The sequence below is a fragment of the Moraxella sp. CTOTU47724 genome (assembly GCF_032014955.1).
GTDB classification, from domain to species: Bacteria; Pseudomonadota; Gammaproteobacteria; order Pseudomonadales; family Moraxellaceae; genus Faucicola; species Faucicola tetraodonis.
This window is the reverse complement of record NZ_DALZSV010000009.1, coordinates 8,952-27,244: the sequence shown is the minus strand read 5'-3', so window position 1 is coordinate 27,244 and position 18,293 is coordinate 8,952. Positions and strand designations below refer to the sequence as shown.

At 42.2% G+C, this 18,293-nt stretch carries 17 protein-coding genes; 8 read left to right on the top strand and 9 right to left on the bottom strand.

What is annotated here, in order from left to right:
• Positions 1-57 precede the first annotated feature (57 nt).
• Positions 58-879: a transporter substrate-binding domain-containing protein gene (locus RTR63_RS03485; protein ID WP_312522683.1), complete on the bottom strand. Its 822-nt coding sequence runs from the start codon at positions 877-879 to the stop codon at positions 58-60.
• A 241-nt stretch (positions 880-1,120) separates the two neighbouring features.
• Between RTR63_RS03485 and RTR63_RS03480 the strand changes: the two genes are divergently transcribed.
• Both RTR63_RS03480 and RTR63_RS03475 read left to right on the top strand, forming a co-directional pair.
• Positions 1,121-1,690, top strand: coding sequence for a TIR domain-containing protein (locus RTR63_RS03480; protein WP_312522682.1), 570 nt, complete (start codon positions 1,121-1,123; stop codon positions 1,688-1,690).
• Between the two features lie 55 nt (positions 1,691-1,745).
• On the top strand, positions 1,746-2,585 hold the full coding sequence (locus RTR63_RS03475; RefSeq protein WP_312522680.1) for a macro domain-containing protein: 840 nt from the start codon (positions 1,746-1,748) through the stop codon (positions 2,583-2,585).
• 64 nt (positions 2,586-2,649) lie between these two features.
• On the opposite strand, the gene RTR63_RS03470 is transcribed toward RTR63_RS03475, so the two are convergent.
• A complete protein-coding gene (locus RTR63_RS03470) occupies positions 2,650-5,595 on the bottom strand; it encodes a valine--tRNA ligase (RefSeq protein ID WP_312522678.1) in 2,946 nt (981 codons plus the stop codon).
• A 151-nt stretch (positions 5,596-5,746) separates the two neighbouring features.
• Here RTR63_RS03470 and RTR63_RS03465 point away from each other — a divergent pair, with 151 nt between their 5' ends.
• Both RTR63_RS03465 and RTR63_RS03460 read left to right on the top strand, forming a co-directional pair.
• Positions 5,747-6,820 (top strand): AAA family ATPase, encoded by a 1,074-nt coding sequence (locus RTR63_RS03465; RefSeq protein WP_312522676.1) that lies wholly within the window; start codon positions 5,747-5,749, stop codon positions 6,818-6,820.
• Positions 6,820-7,482 (top strand): DUF3226 domain-containing protein, encoded by a 663-nt coding sequence (locus tag RTR63_RS03460; protein ID WP_060995081.1) that lies wholly within the window; start codon positions 6,820-6,822, stop codon positions 7,480-7,482. The genes RTR63_RS03465 and RTR63_RS03460 overlap by 1 nt, the downstream gene beginning before the upstream one ends.
• A gap of 40 nt (positions 7,483-7,522) precedes the next feature.
• On the opposite strand, the gene purE is transcribed toward RTR63_RS03460, so the two are convergent.
• The 4 genes from purE to RTR63_RS03440 all read right to left on the bottom strand — a co-directional run bounded on the left by purE (position 7,523) and on the right by RTR63_RS03440 (position 10,922).
• Complete coding sequence (purE, locus tag RTR63_RS03455) at positions 7,523-8,080, bottom strand: 5-(carboxyamino)imidazole ribonucleotide mutase (protein ID WP_203171455.1); 558 nt, start codon at positions 8,078-8,080, stop codon at positions 7,523-7,525.
• Between the two features lie 120 nt (positions 8,081-8,200).
• Positions 8,201-9,115, bottom strand: a complete 915-nt coding sequence (locus RTR63_RS03450; RefSeq protein WP_203171454.1) for a bestrophin family protein — start codon at positions 9,113-9,115, stop codon at positions 8,201-8,203.
• A gap of 98 nt (positions 9,116-9,213) precedes the next feature.
• On the bottom strand, positions 9,214-10,149 hold the full coding sequence (locus tag RTR63_RS03445; protein ID WP_312522674.1) for a metallophosphoesterase: 936 nt from the start codon (positions 10,147-10,149) through the stop codon (positions 9,214-9,216).
• Between the two features lie 143 nt (positions 10,150-10,292).
• Positions 10,293-10,922 carry a rhomboid family intramembrane serine protease gene (locus RTR63_RS03440; RefSeq protein WP_060995078.1) on the bottom strand — a complete coding sequence of 210 codons (630 nt, stop codon included), beginning with the start codon at positions 10,920-10,922 and terminating at the stop codon, positions 10,293-10,295.
• Between the two features lie 518 nt (positions 10,923-11,440).
• Between RTR63_RS03440 and RTR63_RS03435 the strand changes: the two genes are divergently transcribed.
• On the top strand, positions 11,441-12,655 hold the full coding sequence (locus RTR63_RS03435; RefSeq protein ID WP_312114737.1) for an OmpA family protein: 1,215 nt from the start codon (positions 11,441-11,443) through the stop codon (positions 12,653-12,655).
• Between the two features lie 75 nt (positions 12,656-12,730).
• Here the strand turns inward: RTR63_RS03435 and RTR63_RS03430 are convergent, their stop codons facing one another.
• The 3 genes from RTR63_RS03430 to RTR63_RS03420 all read right to left on the bottom strand — a co-directional run bounded on the left by RTR63_RS03430 (position 12,731) and on the right by RTR63_RS03420 (position 15,921).
• Positions 12,731-13,978 carry an FAD-dependent monooxygenase gene (locus tag RTR63_RS03430; RefSeq protein ID WP_312522672.1) on the bottom strand — a complete coding sequence of 416 codons (1,248 nt, stop codon included), beginning with the start codon at positions 13,976-13,978 and terminating at the stop codon, positions 12,731-12,733.
• A gap of 121 nt (positions 13,979-14,099) precedes the next feature.
• Positions 14,100-14,519: a surface-adhesin E family protein gene (locus RTR63_RS03425; RefSeq protein WP_312522670.1), complete on the bottom strand. Its 420-nt coding sequence runs from the start codon at positions 14,517-14,519 to the stop codon at positions 14,100-14,102.
• 130 nt (positions 14,520-14,649) lie between these two features.
• Positions 14,650-15,921, bottom strand: a complete 1,272-nt coding sequence (locus RTR63_RS03420; protein WP_312522669.1) for an FAD-dependent monooxygenase — start codon at positions 15,919-15,921, stop codon at positions 14,650-14,652.
• 134 nt (positions 15,922-16,055) lie between these two features.
• Between RTR63_RS03420 and RTR63_RS03415 the strand changes: the two genes are divergently transcribed.
• The 3 genes from RTR63_RS03415 to RTR63_RS03405 all read left to right on the top strand — a co-directional run.
• On the top strand, positions 16,056-16,289 hold the full coding sequence (locus RTR63_RS03415) for a hypothetical protein (RefSeq protein ID WP_076774895.1): 234 nt from the start codon (positions 16,056-16,058) through the stop codon (positions 16,287-16,289).
• 256 nt (positions 16,290-16,545) lie between these two features.
• Entirely contained in the window at positions 16,546-17,739 is a 1,194-nt protein-coding gene (gene carA, locus RTR63_RS03410) for a glutamine-hydrolyzing carbamoyl-phosphate synthase small subunit (protein ID WP_312522668.1), read from the top strand.
• Positions 17,740-17,789: 50 nt separating this feature from the next.
• Positions 17,790-18,293, top strand: a 504-nt coding sequence (locus tag RTR63_RS03405) for an AAA family ATPase (protein WP_312522666.1), incomplete at its 3' end; no start/stop codon positions are given.

Sequence of the window (18,293 nt, the reverse complement as noted above, 5' to 3'; positions counted from 1 at the left end):
AAAGCGTAAAAGAAAACCCACAAATTTTGTGGGTTTTTTAGCATTTTAAAAATTTAATTAATCTTTTGGTATCCATTTATTGATGGTTGTATCGAGATTGCCCGATAATTTTTCTAGATTGAGATATTGGTCAACATAGGCTTTGAAGCGAAAATCATTATTTGGGATAAGCCAACCGTTTAATGCTGATTTTAATGGTTTATCAGGATTAACGGCGCAGAGTACGCCTTTGTATTCATGTTGTTTGACTCTCGCTTCTGCCGCTTCTGTCACGAATACGTCAGCACGTCTTTGCGCGACTTCATCAAAGATAACGAGATTGTCTTTTTGCATTGTTAAATTGGCATTACTCAATGCTGTTTTTGCAAAGTTTTCATTACTACCGCCTGGATTGGCAACGATACGTACGTTAGGACGGTTGATTTGGTCGATGGTTTGGTATTTTTTAACATCGGGACAGCGTACTAGGGGCGTTTTACCATTGACGAAATAAGGCTCAGTAAATAATGCCTGCTGTTGGCGTGGTAGTGAGATAGAAATACCACCAACGGCAATATCGCATTTATCCGCGTTAAAATCACTTAATAAATTCGACCAACTGGTCTTTACCATCACCACATCTGTGCCAAGACTTTTTGCTAAGCCATTTACCAAGTCATTATCAATCCCTTCGAATTTGCCGTTATTATCATAGCTAAATGGCTTGTAATCGCCTGGTGAACAGACGCGTAGTTTTTTGGTTGTCATGACTTGGGATAGTGTGTCTTTGACGCCGACGGGTGCTACTGAATTTAGGGCTGTATCAGCATAACTTGTAGTGCTAAGTGATAGCGATACCATTGATAAGGTCGATAAGAATGTATAGGCTGTTTTTTTCATTGCTAGTCCTTTAACTAGTGGTTTAAGCATTTATAATTTAAAGGATTATAGCTGACTTAAATAAATATTCTTATAAAAAGAAATTTATACCAATAAACTTTTGGTGATAAAAATAAAACCCACAGATTTTGTGGGTTTTTAATTAAACTCAAAAATTTAAAAAATATCTAAATGTTACTTGAAAATTTCTAAACTAATAACCATATGTAACTAAATCATTACTACATTTAGGGATTTTAGAATGGCAGTTAATAGAACTGGTAATTATTGTGCATTTTATGTGGCTGAGCCTTTTAGTGAGTCAAATTTAAATGCAAATGCAACTCATGATTTTGTTTATTACAATACTTTGAGGATGTGGAAAGGAAAAGATCTGCGTTTTCCATTTATCGACTCTCATAGTAAAACATATAGCGTTAGAGACGGTAGTACATGGGAGACACTTAAAGCCCGACTACGTGCAAGGTTAGATGTTTCCAAGAATATTATACTTTTTTTAAGCAGTAAGACTGCTAACTCAAGAGCAGTGAATGAAGAAATTGAATACGGGATTAATAGTGGTTTGCCAATTATTATAGTTTACCCAGATTATAATGAAAAAGCTCAATTATTAGATAGCACAGGAACTACTTTTAATCAAAGCATTCAATCTTTATGGAATAAACTGCCTACTTTAAAAGACAATATGGATAAAGTTCCGACTATACATATTCCAATGAATAAAAATTTGATAGCACAGTCACTTAATGACATAAGGTTTACAATTAATGGGAAAGGAAGTACCAGAGGTCGGTATTTTTACAAAGTCTAATATTTAAACAAATTTTAATTAATTGCCTATTTTTTAAAAATCGGATAACTTAAAAATGCCTAAAGTTAGTTTCTTTGATAAAAATATAATAAAACAATATGTAATTGTAGTATCTGGATTGCTAACTTTAATTTCATTGTTGATTATTTTTATTGATGATGAAGTGTTTAAAAACTGGTGGTATCTGCTTTATGCGGTAATATATCTGATAATTTTATATTGTATATGTTGGTACGTAGCGTGTACTTTAACGAAAGTTAGTCTTGATATAGATAAAACTTCTGTTGATATAATAACGGGTGATATTTTTTCTCAAAGCGGGTTGAAAGTTATTGCTTTTAATGAATATTTTGATACTCAAGTAGATGACATTATTATTGCTAAAAATTCATTAAATGGAAAATTTATTAATAATTTTTTTCCAAATAATGTAAATACACTTGATGACTTTATTAAATCATATAGTTTTAAGCCAGAGAATGTTTCTTCAGAGAATCATTCTCGTCCCGTGGGAAAAAAACAAAGGTATTTATTAGGTACTATCTGCGTTTGGAATAATGAGTACTTATTAACAGCTTTCTCAAGATTTAATAAGCATAATGAAGCAGTTCTTACTATGCCTGAATATGTTAGCTTTTTAGTAAAATTATGGGATGAAATTAATAGTGTTTATGCTCAAAGAAGTGTTAGTGTTCCAATAATAGGTTCTGGTATTACTAGAATTAAAGAGCATAAGACTATTTCAGATGAAGAATTATTGAAAATCATGCTTTGGACATTTCGAATTAGTGAAACTAGATTTAAACATCCTGCCAAACTATCTATTATCATTCATGAGAGTAAAATTGACCAAATAAATCTCTTTGAAATAAAAAATATGGAAAATGGATTTTAAACTTTTTAACAAATAAAAAGCATATCCTTTCGGATATGCTTTTCATTTATTATCTTTGTTAAAATCAAATCGCCTTTAACTGCTCAATTTGCTTATGCATTTCCGCCAGTTGCGTATCCATCTCTGCCAATTTCGCTTTCTCGCTTTCCACCACATTGGCAGGGGCTTTACTCACAAATGCTTCATTCGACAACTTACTACGCAGACTTTCAGCTTGTCTGGTAAGTTTTTCTTGCGCTTTGGCAAGGCGATTAAGCTCCGCCGTTGGGTCAATCAAGCCTTTCATCGGCACGAGCACTTTTAACTGCCCGACCATACTCGATGACGACAACGGTAACTCTTTATCAGAGCCGTCACCCGCATTCACAATAGTCAGCGTATCGACTTTGGCAAGCGATTTGAACTGATTTTCAATACGGCTAAGACGGGCGGTTTCCTCATCGCTGATGTTATCAAGTAGCACAGGCAGACGCACCGCATTGCCAAGCTTCATCTCACCGCGGATGTTACGAATCGCCCCAATCAGCGCTTGTAGCCACGTCATGTCATGCTCGGTCTGTAGGCTGATTAGGCTGTCATCCGCTGTTGGGAAGGCAGCCGTCATGATACTGTCAGTCGCTTTTTTATCGATGATAGGGGCAATGGTTTGCCAAATGCTCTCGGTGATATACGGCATAATCGGATGGGTAAAGCGCATGGCGACTTCAAGACAGTTGAGCAGCACATAGCGGATTTGGGCTTTACGCTCCGCACTCACCGACTCATCGTTTAGGCTCGATTTGGCAAGCTCGACATACCAGTCGCAGTATTCATTCCAGATAAACTCATAGATATCTTGGCTCACCAAGTCAAAACGGTACTGGCTCATGTGCTCATGGATGGCTTTCACCGTGGAGTTTAGACGGCTCATAATCCACTGCTCTGGCAATTCCCACAGTGCGGTATTGACGGTTTTATCAATGTTTAGCGCATTGCCGTCTTTATCGACACAGTTCATCAGCACAAAACGGGTGGCGTTCCAAATTTTGTTACAAAAATTGCGGTTGCCTTCAATGCGCTTGAGGTCAAAATTGATATCGCGTCCCGTACTGGCAAGCGACGTGAAAGTAAAGCGCAGCGCGTCCGTGCCAAACGCAGGGATACCGTCGGCAAATTCTTTGCGCGTGGCTTTTTCGATTTTTTGCGCGTCTTTCGGGTTCATAAGACCTGTGGTGCGTTTGGCGACTAGGGTTTCTAAATCAATGCCGTCAATCAGGTCAATCGGGTCAAGTACGTTGCCTTTAGATTTGGACATTTTTTGCCCTTGTCCATCACGCACCAAGCCATGGACATACACCGTCTTAAACGGCACTTGCGGGTTGCCGTCTTTGTCTTTGATAAAGTATAGGGTCATCATCATCATACGGGCAACCCAGAAGAAAATGATGTCAAAACCAGTGACCAATACGCTGGTTGGGTGGAAGGTTTTGAGTGCTTGGCTATAGTCGTCAAAGTTTAGCTCGCCTGTCCAATCAAGGGTGCTAAACGTCCACAATGCCGAGCTAAACCAAGTGTCTAGTACGTCACTATCTTGGCGCAGCGCTAGGCTATCAGCAAGGTGGTATTTTTGGCGGACTTCCGCTTCATCACGCCCGACATAGATATTGCCCTCGTCATCGTACCACGCAGGGATACGGTGTCCCCACCAAAGCTGACGGCTGATACACCAGTCTTGGATATCGCGCATCCACGCCATATACATATTTTTGTACTGGGCAGGGACAAACTCGGTGCGCCCGTCTTCCACCGCCTCGATGGCAGGTTTTGCCAGTTTTTCGATGGATACATACCATTGGTCAGTGAGCCACGGCTCAACGATGGTGTTACTGCGGTCGCCTTTGGGCACTTTTAAATCATGCGGTTTGATTTCTTCAAGCCAGCCTTCAGCCTCGCTTTGCTCAACCATTTTCTTACGCGCGGCAAACCGCTCAAGTCCTGCATACTCGCTAGGCGTGGGCTCAAGCTGTGGCTCTTTGGTTTGCAAATCAGTAAAAATCTGCATCTCTGGCAAGATATGCGCTGAATTATCAAAGATATTAATCATCGGCAAATTGTGGCGTTTGCCTGTTTCGTAGTCATTAAAGTCATGGGCAGGCGTGATTTTGACACAGCCTGTGCCAAATTCCATGTCCACTGCTTTGTCATCGCCCACAATCGGCACAATGCGACCTGTAATCGGTAGCGTCACGGTTTGCCCGATAAGGTGCTGGTAGCGTGCGTCTTCTGGGTTCACGGCAACGGCGGTATCACCGAGCAAGGTCTCTGGGCGGGTGGTGGCAACGACAAGGTAATTTTTACCGTCTTGGGTTTTAGCATTTTTATCGGTCAAATAATAGCGAAAATGCCACAGTGAGCCTTTCTCGTCATGATTTTCTACTTCAAGGTCGGATAACGCAGTTTGTAGCTTGGTATCCCAGTTGACTAGACGTTTACCGCGATAAATCAGCCCATCTTCGTACAGACGCACGAACACTTCTTTGACGGCATTGGACAAGCCATCATCCATGGTAAAACGCTCACGGCTCCAGTCCACCGAGCTTCCTAGACGGCGGATTTGGCGGGTGATGTTGCCACCGCTCTCGGCTTTCCACTCCCAAATCTTTTCAAGGAATTTTTCACGACCTAAATCATGGCGTTTGATGCCTTGGGCATTTAATTGACGCTCAACGACCATTTGCGTGGCGATCCCTGCGTGGTCGGTGCCTGGTTGCCAGAGGGTATTTTCGCCCAGCATTCGGTGATAGCGGGTGAGCGTGTCCATGATGGCATTGTTAAAGCCGTGCCCCATGTGCAGTGAGCCTGTGACATTCGGCGGTGGCAGGGCAATAGAAAACGATTGTTGTTTATCATAGCTTGGCTGAAAGTAGCCTTTGTCTTCCCACACTTGGTACATGCCGTTTTCGACGTCGCTTGGGTTGTAAGCGTTTTCTAAAGACGTTAAGGCTTGGGCGATTTGATGTTGCGTGCTCATAGATGTTCAACTTTTGCAATAAAAAAGGAAGGAATGTCAAAAAGATAATTAACGGATTTTACCGTAAATTGCCTAGATTGTAGAGTATTTTGTGGGTAAGATAGCGGTTGATAAAATAATAAATGGGTTAATAACTCGTAAGGTTTGCGTTATGCACTTAGACTCTCTAACGATTAAGAACTTTCGGATTTTGGAAGATGTGACGATTGAGAAATTGGGTCATGTGAATTTGATTGTGGGAAAAAATAATTCGGGGAAAAGTACTGTTCTTGAAGCCTTAGCTTTATTAGCAAGTGGGTTTAATCCTGAAGTAATGCTATTTATTTCAAATAATAGAAATGTATATCGTCATCTAAATACAAAAGACATAGAATCTAAGGTATTTTCAATTGAAAATATTATAAGTAAATCTAATGAAGACCCCTTTTTGAATTGGACTTATATTGGAAATCAAAGCCATTATTTAACTTTTGGTTATGTTAAGAATGGTAAAAATAATAATTTGGACATAGATAGAGAAAAAGGATATTCATTTACCTATTTTATTGATGATAGAAATTTTATGAACTTTGAAGTCAAAGCTATAAGTAATAGAGCTTTATTTATGGATATGTCCGAAAATTCACATCATATGAAAAAGAAAGCTTTTAATTTTGGTTATATCACTACTAATAACATTGACTTAAATTTGTTTGCTTCTTCATGGGATAAAATTGCATTAACAGATGATGAAAATTTAGTTTTGGAAATGCTTAAGTTGATTGATAGCGATATAACTAACTTGGCTTTTCTAAGTTTGGTGGATTCTGAAACAAGAATACCATTTGTTAGACTTAAAAATATTGAAAGAAGAATACCATTACATCAAATGGGTGATGGAATTTTCAGACTATTACAGATTATTTTAGAAATTCCAAAGTCAAAAAATAGTATCCTTTTAATAGATGAATTTGAAAACGGACTACATTACAGCGTTCAGCCCAAAGTTTGGGAACTTATCTTTGAACTCGCCCACCGCTTTAACATCCAAGTATTTGCCACTACCCACAGTTGGGACTGTATCGAAAGTTTTTCCCAAGTCGCCAAAGACCGCACCGACATGGAAGGCGTACTATTTCGCATGGGTCACAGCGTCCGCAAATCTGATAAAGGCAAACTTATCGCCACCGTATTTGATGAAGATGACTTATACAATCTAACCAAAATGAATATTGAGGTTAGATAATGATAAAGCACCTTATTGTTGAAGCAGAATCAGATAAATTATTTATCCAAACTTTTTTGCGTCATGAAAATCTAAACCTTCAATTAAACATTGACGTAGCAACACCCCAAGACCTTGAGCCAACCGCCTACACGACAAAACAAGCAGTATTGCAACAGCTGCCAAGGTTAGTAAAACTTTTAGAAACAGGACAAGTAAGCCATATTGGTATTTTGGTTGACATGGATTTTACTGATAAAACCGATATTAAAACCCAAAATCTACGGCAAATTAGCGAGCGATTAAACCCATTAGGATTTTATCAATTCCCACAACAAAATGATGAATTAGGTATTTATTTTGAAAATTTAGATTACGATAACCCAATTGGCGTTTGGCTAATGCCAAATAATCAAGATGAAGGCTATCTCGAAACTTGGATAAAAATGACGATGCCAACGAATGAACAAAATCATTTTGGACAAATCGAAAACTTTATCCATAGCCTTGGAACAAGCCATTTTAAAAATCCTACCACATCACTGGATAAAGCACGGATTTATACATGGCTTGCCACCCAATCAAAACCCACCCAAGATTTATCAAAAGCCTTGGCACTAGCTGACCCAAACACCGCTACCTACCAAAATTTTAAAAACTGGCTTATTACCACATTTGGATAAAGCAAAAAACCGCCATTTTAAAGGGCGGTTTTTATTAAAATCAATCCATTTTACCAGGCACAGGATTATCCAAAATTGTTTGGGTTTGTTTGGCGCGAAAATCACTGATTTTTTGCGCAAGGGTGCTATCACCAATCGCCAAAATTTGCGCTGCCAGTAGCCCTGCATTTGCCGCACCCGCTGCCCCGATGGCAAGCGTACCCACCGCCACCCCTTTGGGCATTTGCACGATGGATAGCAAACTGTCCCAACCGCTTAGGATGGAGGACTTGACAGGTACACCAAGCACAGGCAAATCCGTCTGAGACGCACACATCCCGGGCAGATGCGCCGCGCCGCCTGCCCCTGCGATAATCACAGACAGGCCGCGAGCTTTGGCAGTTTTGGCATAGTCAAACAATCTATCAGGGGTGCGATGTGCCGATACCACTTCACACTCAAATGGCACCCCAAAATCCGCTAACATTTGCGCGGCGTTTTGCATGGTTTCCCAGTCAGATTGACTACCCATGATGATACCGACTTTGACTTGACCTTGTGGCGATGGGATGGGAGGTGGTAGCTGGTGTGTTTGGGCGTTTGGCTGACTTGCTGACATGGAAAATTCCTTTTGCCAAAAAATTGACGGACTTAAAATAAAAAAACGTGCATGAAATGCACGGTTAAAACTTAATATAGCATGATTTTTTACCCTTGAAAATCAAAATCTATGCGGCAACTATATCACCACATTGGCGGGTACTCGCGGCTTTTGCTCAGGGGCAAATTGTTGATGACTAAGCATGGCCAGCTGCGTCTCAATCGTATCGCACATCATCCCTAAGGGCAATTCGTTTTCCCCCGTACCAAACGGCTCGCTGATTTCATCGACGATTTCATTGAGCGCCATAAAGGTGTAGCCAACAAAGCTGACTACAAATGGCGTTACCCAGCCAATCGCATTGCCCAGTCCAAATGGCAGCATAAAGCAATACAGATACACAGTGCGATGCAGCAGCACAAAATAGGCATACGGAATCGGTGTGTTATTAATGCGTTCACAGCCCGCTTGGATATGGGCAATTTCACCCAAGGTGTTATCTAAGCTTTGCCACTGCCAAACATCGATTTTTTGCTCGGCTTGCCAGTTGGCGAGCATCTGCCCCATGATTTGGGTCAAGCGTAAGGCAATAAAGTTTTGCCCAACCACGGCTTGCTGTTCTTCAACCGTTAATAGCCGCTGCAGGTTTGCTGTATTATCCTCACTCCGCAGCTGTTGGCGTAGACTGTGGACAAAAGCGATTTGATGACGGATAAAGGCTTGTTTTTCCGCCATACTGACATTCGGCAGTGTCATCACTTGACGGGCGATGTTGCGACTTAGCCAAACCAGCGTGCCCCACAGCTTGCGCCCTTCCCAAAATCGATCATACGCTGCGTTATTACAAAACCCGTGGAAAATCGCAAGTGAGATACCGAGTATCGCAAACACCGAAGGATTGAGCGGTACAGGCTCGGTGGCGATATGGGTTTGATAAAAATAGATGAAAAAGGAGAAAATAAACAACAAAACTTGTGGCACAATCAGCCGTTTAAAGTACGAGCCTTGCAGCACAAATAGCATCTTTAGCGGCTCAATCGGACGTCGAATCATACCTAACCCATCTTAATCGTTTGCTCACTGGCTATCATTATTAGCCGTAAGCTTTAAACAAATATTTTAATTTATGTTACACCCATTTTAGCCTTGGGTTAATGCTGATATTGAATAAAATTCGCTGAGCTCAAAGCCGGATGATCGGTATCAAATTGATAAGCCGTCAAAAACCCATCTTTGGCAGCAGAATAATCCACACAGACCACTTGATGACTAAGTAGCTCAGGCGTGCCATTGAGCCAATAATGCCCGACAAAAATAGGTTTGTCGTGGTCAAGACCAAACAAAATCTCAGCGCTCAGCGTGTCTTTAGGGATATGAATCAAATCCTCTTGACTGGCGCGCGCAATCTGGTGAATCGGCTGAAACGACAAACTAGGCTGCCACCACTGCACGCGTACATTTTTACGTTGATGACCTTCTTTATCGACCAAATGAATGCCTTCAGGTAGCGGTGCTTCCACACCTTTAAGCACTCTTTCCAGTGCCTCAAAAGGTGGCGTGCCTTCCTCACTGGTTTTTTGTAGCGCAACGGGCGTCAAGCGATTGTCGGTCGTTAATAACGGTTTTAAAATCGCCATCGCATCACTGTCCCAACAAGCATGCACAAAACACGCATCATCCAATGCTAGCCACAGCGGTAATTCATAAAACCGCTTGAGCCAAAACTGGTGCAACTCACTACCAAACCCTACTTCATCAAGGAACGCTTGATGCTGCGAGGTATTTTTATCATTATGTTGTCGTAAATATTGGCTTGCATCGCGGGCATCGGGTGTTGCGTAAGCTAACGCATTATACTCGTGATTACCCATGACCGCGAGCGCTTGCCCGTGGTCAATCATCGCAAATACGATAGATAAGGTTTGCAGCTGTTGACTGCCCCTATCAATCAAGTCGCCTATAAAAATCGCTTGGTGATTAGGAGGCGCTTGAAAACACTGACCATCATGTTGATAGCCCAACTGCGTCAGTAACCCAATGAGTTTATCTGCCTGACCATGCACATCACCAATCACATCATAAATCATATTTTTTACCTTTTACTGCTTTTTACGACTTTACCGTTAACCAGCCAAGCGACTGTTAACTAGGCAACCTGTGGCTGTACAACCTATGAATGGGCAAGCTGTAATCAGGCAAGCGGCGCCACGCAATTTTTTGCCCCTAAATGTTAGCCACCAAAGCCTAAAAATCTAGGGTGCATTAATTGGTTAAAGAAATGCGCCACAATACCGGGCTCAATGGCAATGGTGGCTAACATACCAAAAATACCACCCACCAAATGTGCCGAATGATTGATACTACCGCGACCTTGCCCATCCGCCCACACACTATACGCCACATACGCCACCGCGAACACAATCGCAGGTACAGGAATCACAAACAGCAACAATGTCGACCACGGATTCATCAAGATATAGCTAAAAATTACTGCTGAAACAGCGCCCGATGCGCCTAGACTGCTATAGCGAGGATTGTTCTTTTGTTTTAGATAGGTTGGCACAATCGCCACCACCAAAGCGGCAAGATAAAACAGCACAAATCCTAGACTGCCGAGTTTGGACATGAACAATCCCTGCACCGCTTGTCCAAACGAATACAGGGTAAACATATTAAAAAATAAGTGCATCCCATCGGCATGGATAAAACCATGGGTGACAAAGCGATCGACTTGCCCTCGCTTCACCGCAGGCGGATAAAAAATTAACCTTTGCATCAGTTGGGGTGATTGCCAAGCTAATAAACTGACAACCACCGTAATGATAATGATAAATAAAGTATGGTTAGAAAAAAGTGACATAGCACCTCAAAATAGCAATAAATAATGATAAGTAGGATTATGATAAAGATAGCGTATTATCTCAATAAGCCAAATGTGAATTTATTGATGATAGGTAATACATAAATCTGCCTTGCAGTATAACGTTCAATTTGCCGTATGAAACTAATGACAAACCCTTCAAATTTTAGCAACACACCTTTACCCAAGTTTACCCAAAATGGGGAAGATTTGAATTTTTAACACAATATTTACGCAATAGTTACCTTAACATAACTGAAGGCGTGCCGATTTTGCTTTAATTTATTAGCTATATTTGAGTAATACTGCAAAAGACTTAACAAAATCTGTTGAATTGCGGCAGTCTTTCTCAGTATTGTTAAGCGTAAACTAAATAGCAATGCAATAACAAACCCAACAACCATAAATAATAATTTTTGAAAACATATAATAGAATTATTGGCTAGTGTGCTGGATATAACAATAATACATTGGTTTTATGGTGGTTGATAACCCTTTATTTTTTTGAGGATTGAATTATGAATATCATTGAACATTTAACCCGTACAGTAACACCCGTTCTTTTAAATAATGCAACTGACGAAAACCGCTCATCTTTATTAGAAAAATTATACGCTATTATGGTTGCCCGTCTTGCTGACGGTACCATCTCCAACAGCTTTGCTAATGCAACCATCGCTGATGATGACCATGGCTTTTTTGATCGTGTACTACCAGATACTACCCACCGTACAGAGCTAGTCCAACAGCTTTCACGTCATTACAGTGTACCAGAGCAAGAAACTAGTTCGTTGGTAAGCCGTGCTGCGCCGCTGGTACTGCGTGAATTACGCTCACTTGCAGGTACGACACCGCTCAATACTTTCTTATCAAACAATATTGCGTCTGTGGCTTCTGTGATTCCTGCTTGGGCATATGCATTTATCCCAGCGGGCATTTTGACCATGTTGAATTTGTCGCCTGCGCATGCAGCCACCACGCCTACTGTCCAAACGACCACTCGTACAGAGGAGCATTTGGTTGCTACGCCTAAACGCGATGAAGGCGGCTTGATGAAAATGTTACTGCCAATCATTGGTTTATTAATTTTAGGCGCACTTGCTTGGGCATTGTTAAAATCATGTAATAAAACTGAGCCAGTCGCGACGCCAGTTGTGGCTTCTACCACTGCTTCAACAACGACAACCACTACCACAACTGAAGTCTCTGCGGCAAGTGCAACCAATAGCATGGCAATGCCTGTAGCATCAACCACTGACATGGCGGTAGCAAGCATGCCAATGGCATCTGGCACCACGATGACTACCACTGAAACCACGGCAACAACTATCTCTAGCACTGAGCCTTCAGTGGTATTTGAAAATGGTCGCTTAAGCTTCTACTTTGCTACGGGTAAAGCACAAGTTGCTGGTAATGCTAAAGAAAAAGCCAATGATATCCTTGAAGCCGCTAAACAAGGCAAAAAAATCGGTATCAGTGGTTATACTGACAGCACAGGTAATGCTGCTGCCAATGAGAAGTTAGCAAAAGAGCGTGCCCAAGCAGTTAGATCATTCTTGGTAGCCAATGGTGTGCCACAATCACAACTTGAATTGATCAAACCACAAGACACGACAGGTGCTGCGGGTAAAGACCAAGAAGGTCGCCGTGTCGATGCATACATTGTTGATGACAATGCTGTTCCTGCCACTGGCACCACAACTGTTACAACCGTTGCAAGCCCAGCGAAATAAATCACCTTTTACGGTTGATTCATCGTTAAAAATCCTTGATAAGTTATCGAGGATTTTTTTTGCTGTTAAAAATTTTTAAATGCCACTGGCTTTTTGGGTAAAAAATTTCATCAAGGGTGTGATTTTGCTAACCATGCTCACGCCTTCACTGCGTAGCTGCTGAATCGGACGCAACTGTGTGCCAAAAAGCCAATTAATCCCTGAAAAACTGTGCATCATCATAGCGTTATTAGCATAGCGTTGACGCTCATAATGCTGTAAGGTGGCAAAACTTGCCCACAGCTTGTTGCCTGACCGCTGATAATCTTTTTGTAAAATATCGCTCAAGGCAATGACATCGAGCATACCCAAATTTAAGCCTTGTCCCGCCAAAGGATGCACCCCATGCGCGGCATCGCCAATCAACGCCAAGTTGGCTTTGACATAATTTTTGGCATGTTGGGCACCCAGTGGGAAACTGGCGATTGATTCAATTTCAGTGATATCCCCTAAAGCATAGCCACTGGCAAAGGCGAGTTCTTTGCCAAGCTCGTTTGGCGTGAGCGTGAGTAAATCAAGGGCAGCATTGGTCGGCAATGTCCATACCACCGATTGCCAATGTTGCGGATTTGCCTGATCGTCAGCGGTCACATCTGCCAGCGGTAATAGTGCCAAAGGCCCTGTCGGCAAAAACACTTGTCTGGCTGTCGCCTTGTGTGGCTGCTCGGTTTTGATGGCGCAGCAGATTGCCGTTTGCTGATACGCCAACGTATCTAACCCAATCCCTGCCGTTTGGCGTACCATAGAGCCGCGCCCATCAGCACCGATTAATAGCTTACCTTGATGCGTGGTGCCATTATCTAAGCTAACTTGATACCCCAAATCTTCACCTTGCCAAGCAATATCAGTGACCTTATGCCCTGCAATATGGCGCAAATAGGATTGACCCTGATGGACAAGCCGCTCATCGTCAAAACCGTCATACAGCGCTTTTTCGATGATAAAGGGCTCAACCATACTACCCAATAATTGCGGTGTTTGAGCATCACCAAAATTTAGCTCGCCCACGCCATTGGTTTGCCATACCTGCATTTGGGTATAGTCGGCTTTGCGTTTGCTTTGTTCGATACGCTGCCATGCGCCAACCTCTTTGAGTAGGTTGATACTGGCAACGCTTAGGGCATAGACACGAGCATCACGCTCGGTGAGTTTGTCGCGCCAATCGGCTGCTAAAAGTTTTGGGCGAGCATCGATTAAGGTGACAGGATGGCGCGCTTGGGCGAGCTTTAATGCCAATGTCGCGCCAACAACACCACCGCCGATGATGAGAGTATTATTTTTCATTTTTTGCGTATAATTTTGAAATTGGTATGGCAAAATTATACGCTAGATAGTGGTGGGTTTATAGCAAAAAAGCCATGTTCGTTAAAACACGGCTTATTTATACACAGCTCGTTAAAATTGATTAAAGCGTATCCCGATAACCTGCCAGATAGCAAGCTATTTTTAATCGGATTTCCGCAACCGTATCAGGAAAGGCAGGCTGCCAATTATCATAGGGGATATTGTATGAATAAACAGCTGAGCCGTTTTTGGTATTTGCAATAGCACCCATTAATGAAGTTCGATTATTTTCGCAATCGCCTTTCCATTGCACTTTCTCGTAATTATAATATTTACCATCGGTGGTTTTTTGGGCTTTGCTATAATCTGTCTTGGTAAAATAAGAGATTTGTTTGCTATAAGTGTTTAGCTTTCGCACAGAATCGAAATCGAGTGAGTGTATAAACTCTTTATTGTCTGTTTCACCCAAATTCACCCAATTCGCCCCAACTGCCGAATTAACTGCCATGACCGCTAATAAGACCACGCCTAATTTTTTCATACCAATTACCCTTTGCCATCATGATTTTATAAGTCGTGTTACACCCAAAAAGAAGGGCTAACACAACCTACCTTGTTAAACAATTATCACTCAACAGTAACATTTTGGCAAGAAATTCTATCTACAAAAATCAACTCTTCAGTCCCATCGCAAAGGTAGCCACAGCTGGCTTCACAAACGGCACTTTATCAAAGGCAATGAGTCCGACATTACGCGCAATTTTGAGCAAGGGATTTTGGTGCATAAAACCATACACTACTGTATCGCAGAAAATTTCTACCCGTTTTTGGTCGGCTTTACGGCGTTTGGCATAAGTTTGTAGCATGCGACTATCGCCAATATCTTCGCCGCGCATCACTTGCTGTGCCAGCATTTTGGCGAGCGTATCAGCATCGCGCATACATAGGTTAAAGCCTTGTCCTGCCACAGGGTGCAAGGTGTGGGCGGCATTGCCCATGATAACGCAGCGACCTTTGACTTGGCTATCTGCCAATATTTTGACCAGTGGATACGCGCCGCGTTTACCGGCTTTGACAAACTTGCCTGCTAAGCTGCCAAAGGCTTGTTGAATGGTGTCAAGAAAGTATTGGTCGTCGTCCAAATAGCGCTGTTCTTCGCCTTTTGGGCACACCCACACCACAGAGCGGCGGTAGCCTTGCTGGGCTTGTCGTCCATCCCCTTGACTGATATCAAACGCATCAACCAAAGGCAACACAGCAACTGCGCCCATTTTATTAAAGCGTTCAATCGCTTGATGCTGGTGCGGTTTGTCCGTCATGACCACGCCCACGACACCTACTTGGTGATAATCGTGTGCAGTTGCGCCAATGCCCAGTAGTTGCCGGCTTGGCGAGTGCTGACCATCACAAGCCACCAATAAATCAGCTGTTAAGGTTTGGCGAGCTTGGTGGGCTTGGTCAAAGCGAATGGTGACATCGGTTGCCGTCTGTTGTATATCGGTCAAAGTGGCACCGTCTAGCAAGGTTATCAGCGGATTGTTTTGCACGGCGAGCAGTAATTTTTTGCCAAGCCATGCGTTTTCCATCACTTGTCCAAAACTTTCCACCCCTTCAGCGTGTTTGTTGAGCGTCGCTTTACCAAAACTACCTTCTTCACTGATGTTAACTTCATCGATGCGGCAGGCATGGCTTTGTAAATCATCCCATAGCGCTTTGCCATTAAAGGTGATACCACGATAAATTTGTACCGTACGGCGTGACAGCGCGATGTTACGGCTGTCAAATTGCGCGCGGTCTAAGTCATCATCAGGGCTGATGGTCGGATAGTTGGCTTTTTCTAGTAACGTACTTGAGATGCCTTTGTCGGCAAGCAGTAAAGCAAAGGATAAACCAACATTGCCGCCACCGATAATCACCACAGTTTGGGGGGTAAGAATATTCATGATTGTTCTCTTTTTTAAAGGGCGGTTAAATCGCACCTTATCAGAATTTTTTACCAGTTTAGCACAAATCCTTACGCGCTTTGTGGCGGCAATTGGGTAAAATCCATAAAGCAAATGTTAAAGGACTAAGCAAAATGTCGCTATTACAGTGGTTATTGCTGTTTTTGCTTAGCAGTATATTTTATAGTTGGGTGCTGCTGGGAAATGGCGCAAAATGGCTAGAAGGCTGGCTATCTTGGTGGCTAATTGGCTGGTTTTCGCTAGATTGGACCGCTGAGCAAATCCGCTTGTATGTACTGATCATTTGGATTGTTGAAACGATTTGGTTTGTGGTCGGTTTGTTTCAACCAAGTTTACGTACTTTTTAGACTGACTTCGACAAAAATTTTGGCTACCTTTTTTTGTGAGGTTCTGTTAAAATAGGCAAAATCAAACCTTAGCGAGTTGGCATGATAAAGTTAATGGCACAGACTGGTAACGCATTAAAACCAGTTAGCTATTTTCTTTAAAATCAATGTCTTCTCGCTTTTTTGTGGGCGATACTTTTTACGGTATGTGCATTGACTGGGCATAATTTACCGTCGCACACATGGGTAGAACACAGGATACGAGCGGAGGCACTAGGTGAACACGAATTACGCAAAAGCAATTTTGGCATTGGCAGATGGTACGGTTTTTTATGGTCGCAGCATCGGTGCTAGCGGACACACCGTTGGTGAAGTCGTGTTTAATACAGCGATGACAGGTTACCAAGAAATCTTGACTGACCCAAGCTATGCCCAGCAAATCGTCACCTTAACCTACCCGCATATCGGTAATACTGGTACCAACGATGAAGACACAGAGTCAGGTCGTATTCACAAAGTGTGGGCAAATGGATTGATTATCCGTGATTTGACCATGGCGACCAGTAACTTTCGCTCAAGCCAATCACTCAATGAGTATCTGATTAACCATAACACCGTTGCCATCGCTGATATCGACACCCGTAAACTCACTCGCCTACTACGTGAAAAAGGCGCACAAAACGGTTGTATTATGACCGCCGATAGCGACGGTCATCTGGATGAAGCCAAAGCAATCGAACTTGCCAAAAGCTTTGCCGGTATCAAAGGCATGGACTTGGCGAAAGTCTGCTGTGACCAAGCGGGTTTTACCTGGACGCAAGGCTCATGGCAATTGGTGAGTCCAGAAGTGAGCCCAACTTGTGGTCACTTTAAAGAATTGGGCACTGACATTGAGCAAAAATTTAACATCGTGGCGTATGACTTTGGCGTCAAAACCAACATTTTGCGCATGCTCGTTGACCGCGGCTGTCATGTCACCGTTGTGCCAGCCCAAACGCCTATCAACGAGGTACTCAAACACAACCCAGATGGTATTTTCTTGTCCAATGGTCCTGGCGACCCTGAACCTTGTACTTATGCCATTGATGCGATCAAACACATCATTACCCAAACTGATATTCCGCTGTTTGGGATTTGTCTAGGTCATCAGCTATTGGCACTGGCTAGCGGCGCGCAAACTGTCAAAATGAAATTTGGTCACCACGGTGCCAACCATCCTGTACAAGATATCGAGCAAGGTACGGTGATGATTACCTCACAAAACCACGGTTTTGCGGTGGATGAAAGTACGCTTCCTAGCAATGTGAAAGTGACGCATCGTTCGTTATTTGATGGCTCAAATCAAGGCATTGAGCTCACTAACAAGCCTGCGTTTAGTTTTCAAGGACATCCAGAGGCAAGCCCAGGACCCCATGACTGTGCGCCATTATTTGATAAATTCGCAGCTATGATGGTAAAGGCGAAAGGTTAATTTTAAAGTGCATTAATTGCACTTTTTTAAAGATAAAATTTGAGATTTATATGACCGAAATTAAAATCAAAGACTTGCGAGGGGTGGGTGACGTTGAGCTAAATCTTGACGATACTAAGCGAGTTTTTGTTTTTTTTGGGTCCAATGGTGTTGGGAAAACTAAAACGTTAGAAGCTTTGTTTTTATTTTTACTAGGAAAAGTTAAAGACTTTTCAACACCTTTTTACTCGAAATTTCATAAAAAGTTATTTGAAAATATTTATTTTAATAACGATATTATGAATCTTACCGATCATCTAACAAATGATTTATTTGATAAAATTTCTAATAAAGAATTTCTAGCCATAGCCTATTTAGGTGCTAATAGCCGTTCTGACGTACATAAAAATCGCTATTCTCAAGAACCATTTGGAGAAGTTAATCAACGAAAACAGATTTTTTCAAAGCTAATAGGCGAATTTTTTTTAGGTGTTAATGATTATAAGCTTAGTCAATTTGGTATGTCTCAAGACATTAATAAATGGTTTACTGAAAGAGCCAAGTCCGTTAATCCC

What these genes read in the sequence shown, in the direction of transcription:
- RTR63_RS03430 (WP_312522672.1), bottom strand. Translation starts at nt 13,978, where the DNA reads ATGAAAAATAATACTCTCATCATCGGCGGTGGTGTTGTTGGCGCGACA.
- RTR63_RS03475 (WP_312522680.1), top strand. Translation starts at nt 1,746, where the DNA reads ATGCCTAAAGTTAGTTTCTTTGATAAAAATATAATAAAACAATATGTA.
- RTR63_RS03480 (WP_312522682.1), top strand. Translation starts at nt 1,121, where the DNA reads ATGGCAGTTAATAGAACTGGTAATTATTGTGCATTTTATGTGGCTGAG.
- RTR63_RS03435 (WP_312114737.1), top strand. Translation starts at nt 11,441, where the DNA reads ATGAATATCATTGAACATTTAACCCGTACAGTAACACCCGTTCTTTTA.
- RTR63_RS03440 (WP_060995078.1), bottom strand. Translation starts at nt 10,922, where the DNA reads ATGTCACTTTTTTCTAACCATACTTTATTTATCATTATCATTACGGTG.
- RTR63_RS03445 (WP_312522674.1), bottom strand. Translation starts at nt 10,149, where the DNA reads ATGATTTATGATGTGATTGGTGATGTGCATGGTCAGGCAGATAAACTC.
- RTR63_RS03465 (WP_312522676.1), top strand. Translation starts at nt 5,747, where the DNA reads ATGCACTTAGACTCTCTAACGATTAAGAACTTTCGGATTTTGGAAGAT.
- RTR63_RS03425 (WP_312522670.1), bottom strand. Translation starts at nt 14,519, where the DNA reads ATGAAAAAATTAGGCGTGGTCTTATTAGCGGTCATGGCAGTTAATTCG.
- RTR63_RS03420 (WP_312522669.1), bottom strand. Translation starts at nt 15,921, where the DNA reads ATGAATATTCTTACCCCCCAAACTGTGGTGATTATCGGTGGCGGCAAT.
- RTR63_RS03415 (WP_076774895.1), top strand. Translation starts at nt 16,056, where the DNA reads ATGTCGCTATTACAGTGGTTATTGCTGTTTTTGCTTAGCAGTATATTT.
- RTR63_RS03450 (WP_203171454.1), bottom strand. Translation starts at nt 9,115, where the DNA reads ATGATTCGACGTCCGATTGAGCCGCTAAAGATGCTATTTGTGCTGCAA.
- RTR63_RS03460 (WP_060995081.1), top strand. Translation starts at nt 6,820, where the DNA reads ATGATAAAGCACCTTATTGTTGAAGCAGAATCAGATAAATTATTTATC.
- RTR63_RS03485 (WP_312522683.1), bottom strand. Translation starts at nt 879, where the DNA reads ATGAAAAAAACAGCCTATACATTCTTATCGACCTTATCAATGGTATCG.
- RTR63_RS03470 (WP_312522678.1), bottom strand. Translation starts at nt 5,595, where the DNA reads ATGAGCACGCAACATCAAATCGCCCAAGCCTTAACGTCTTTAGAAAAC.
- purE (WP_203171455.1), bottom strand. Translation starts at nt 8,080, where the DNA reads ATGTCAGCAAGTCAGCCAAACGCCCAAACACACCAGCTACCACCTCCC.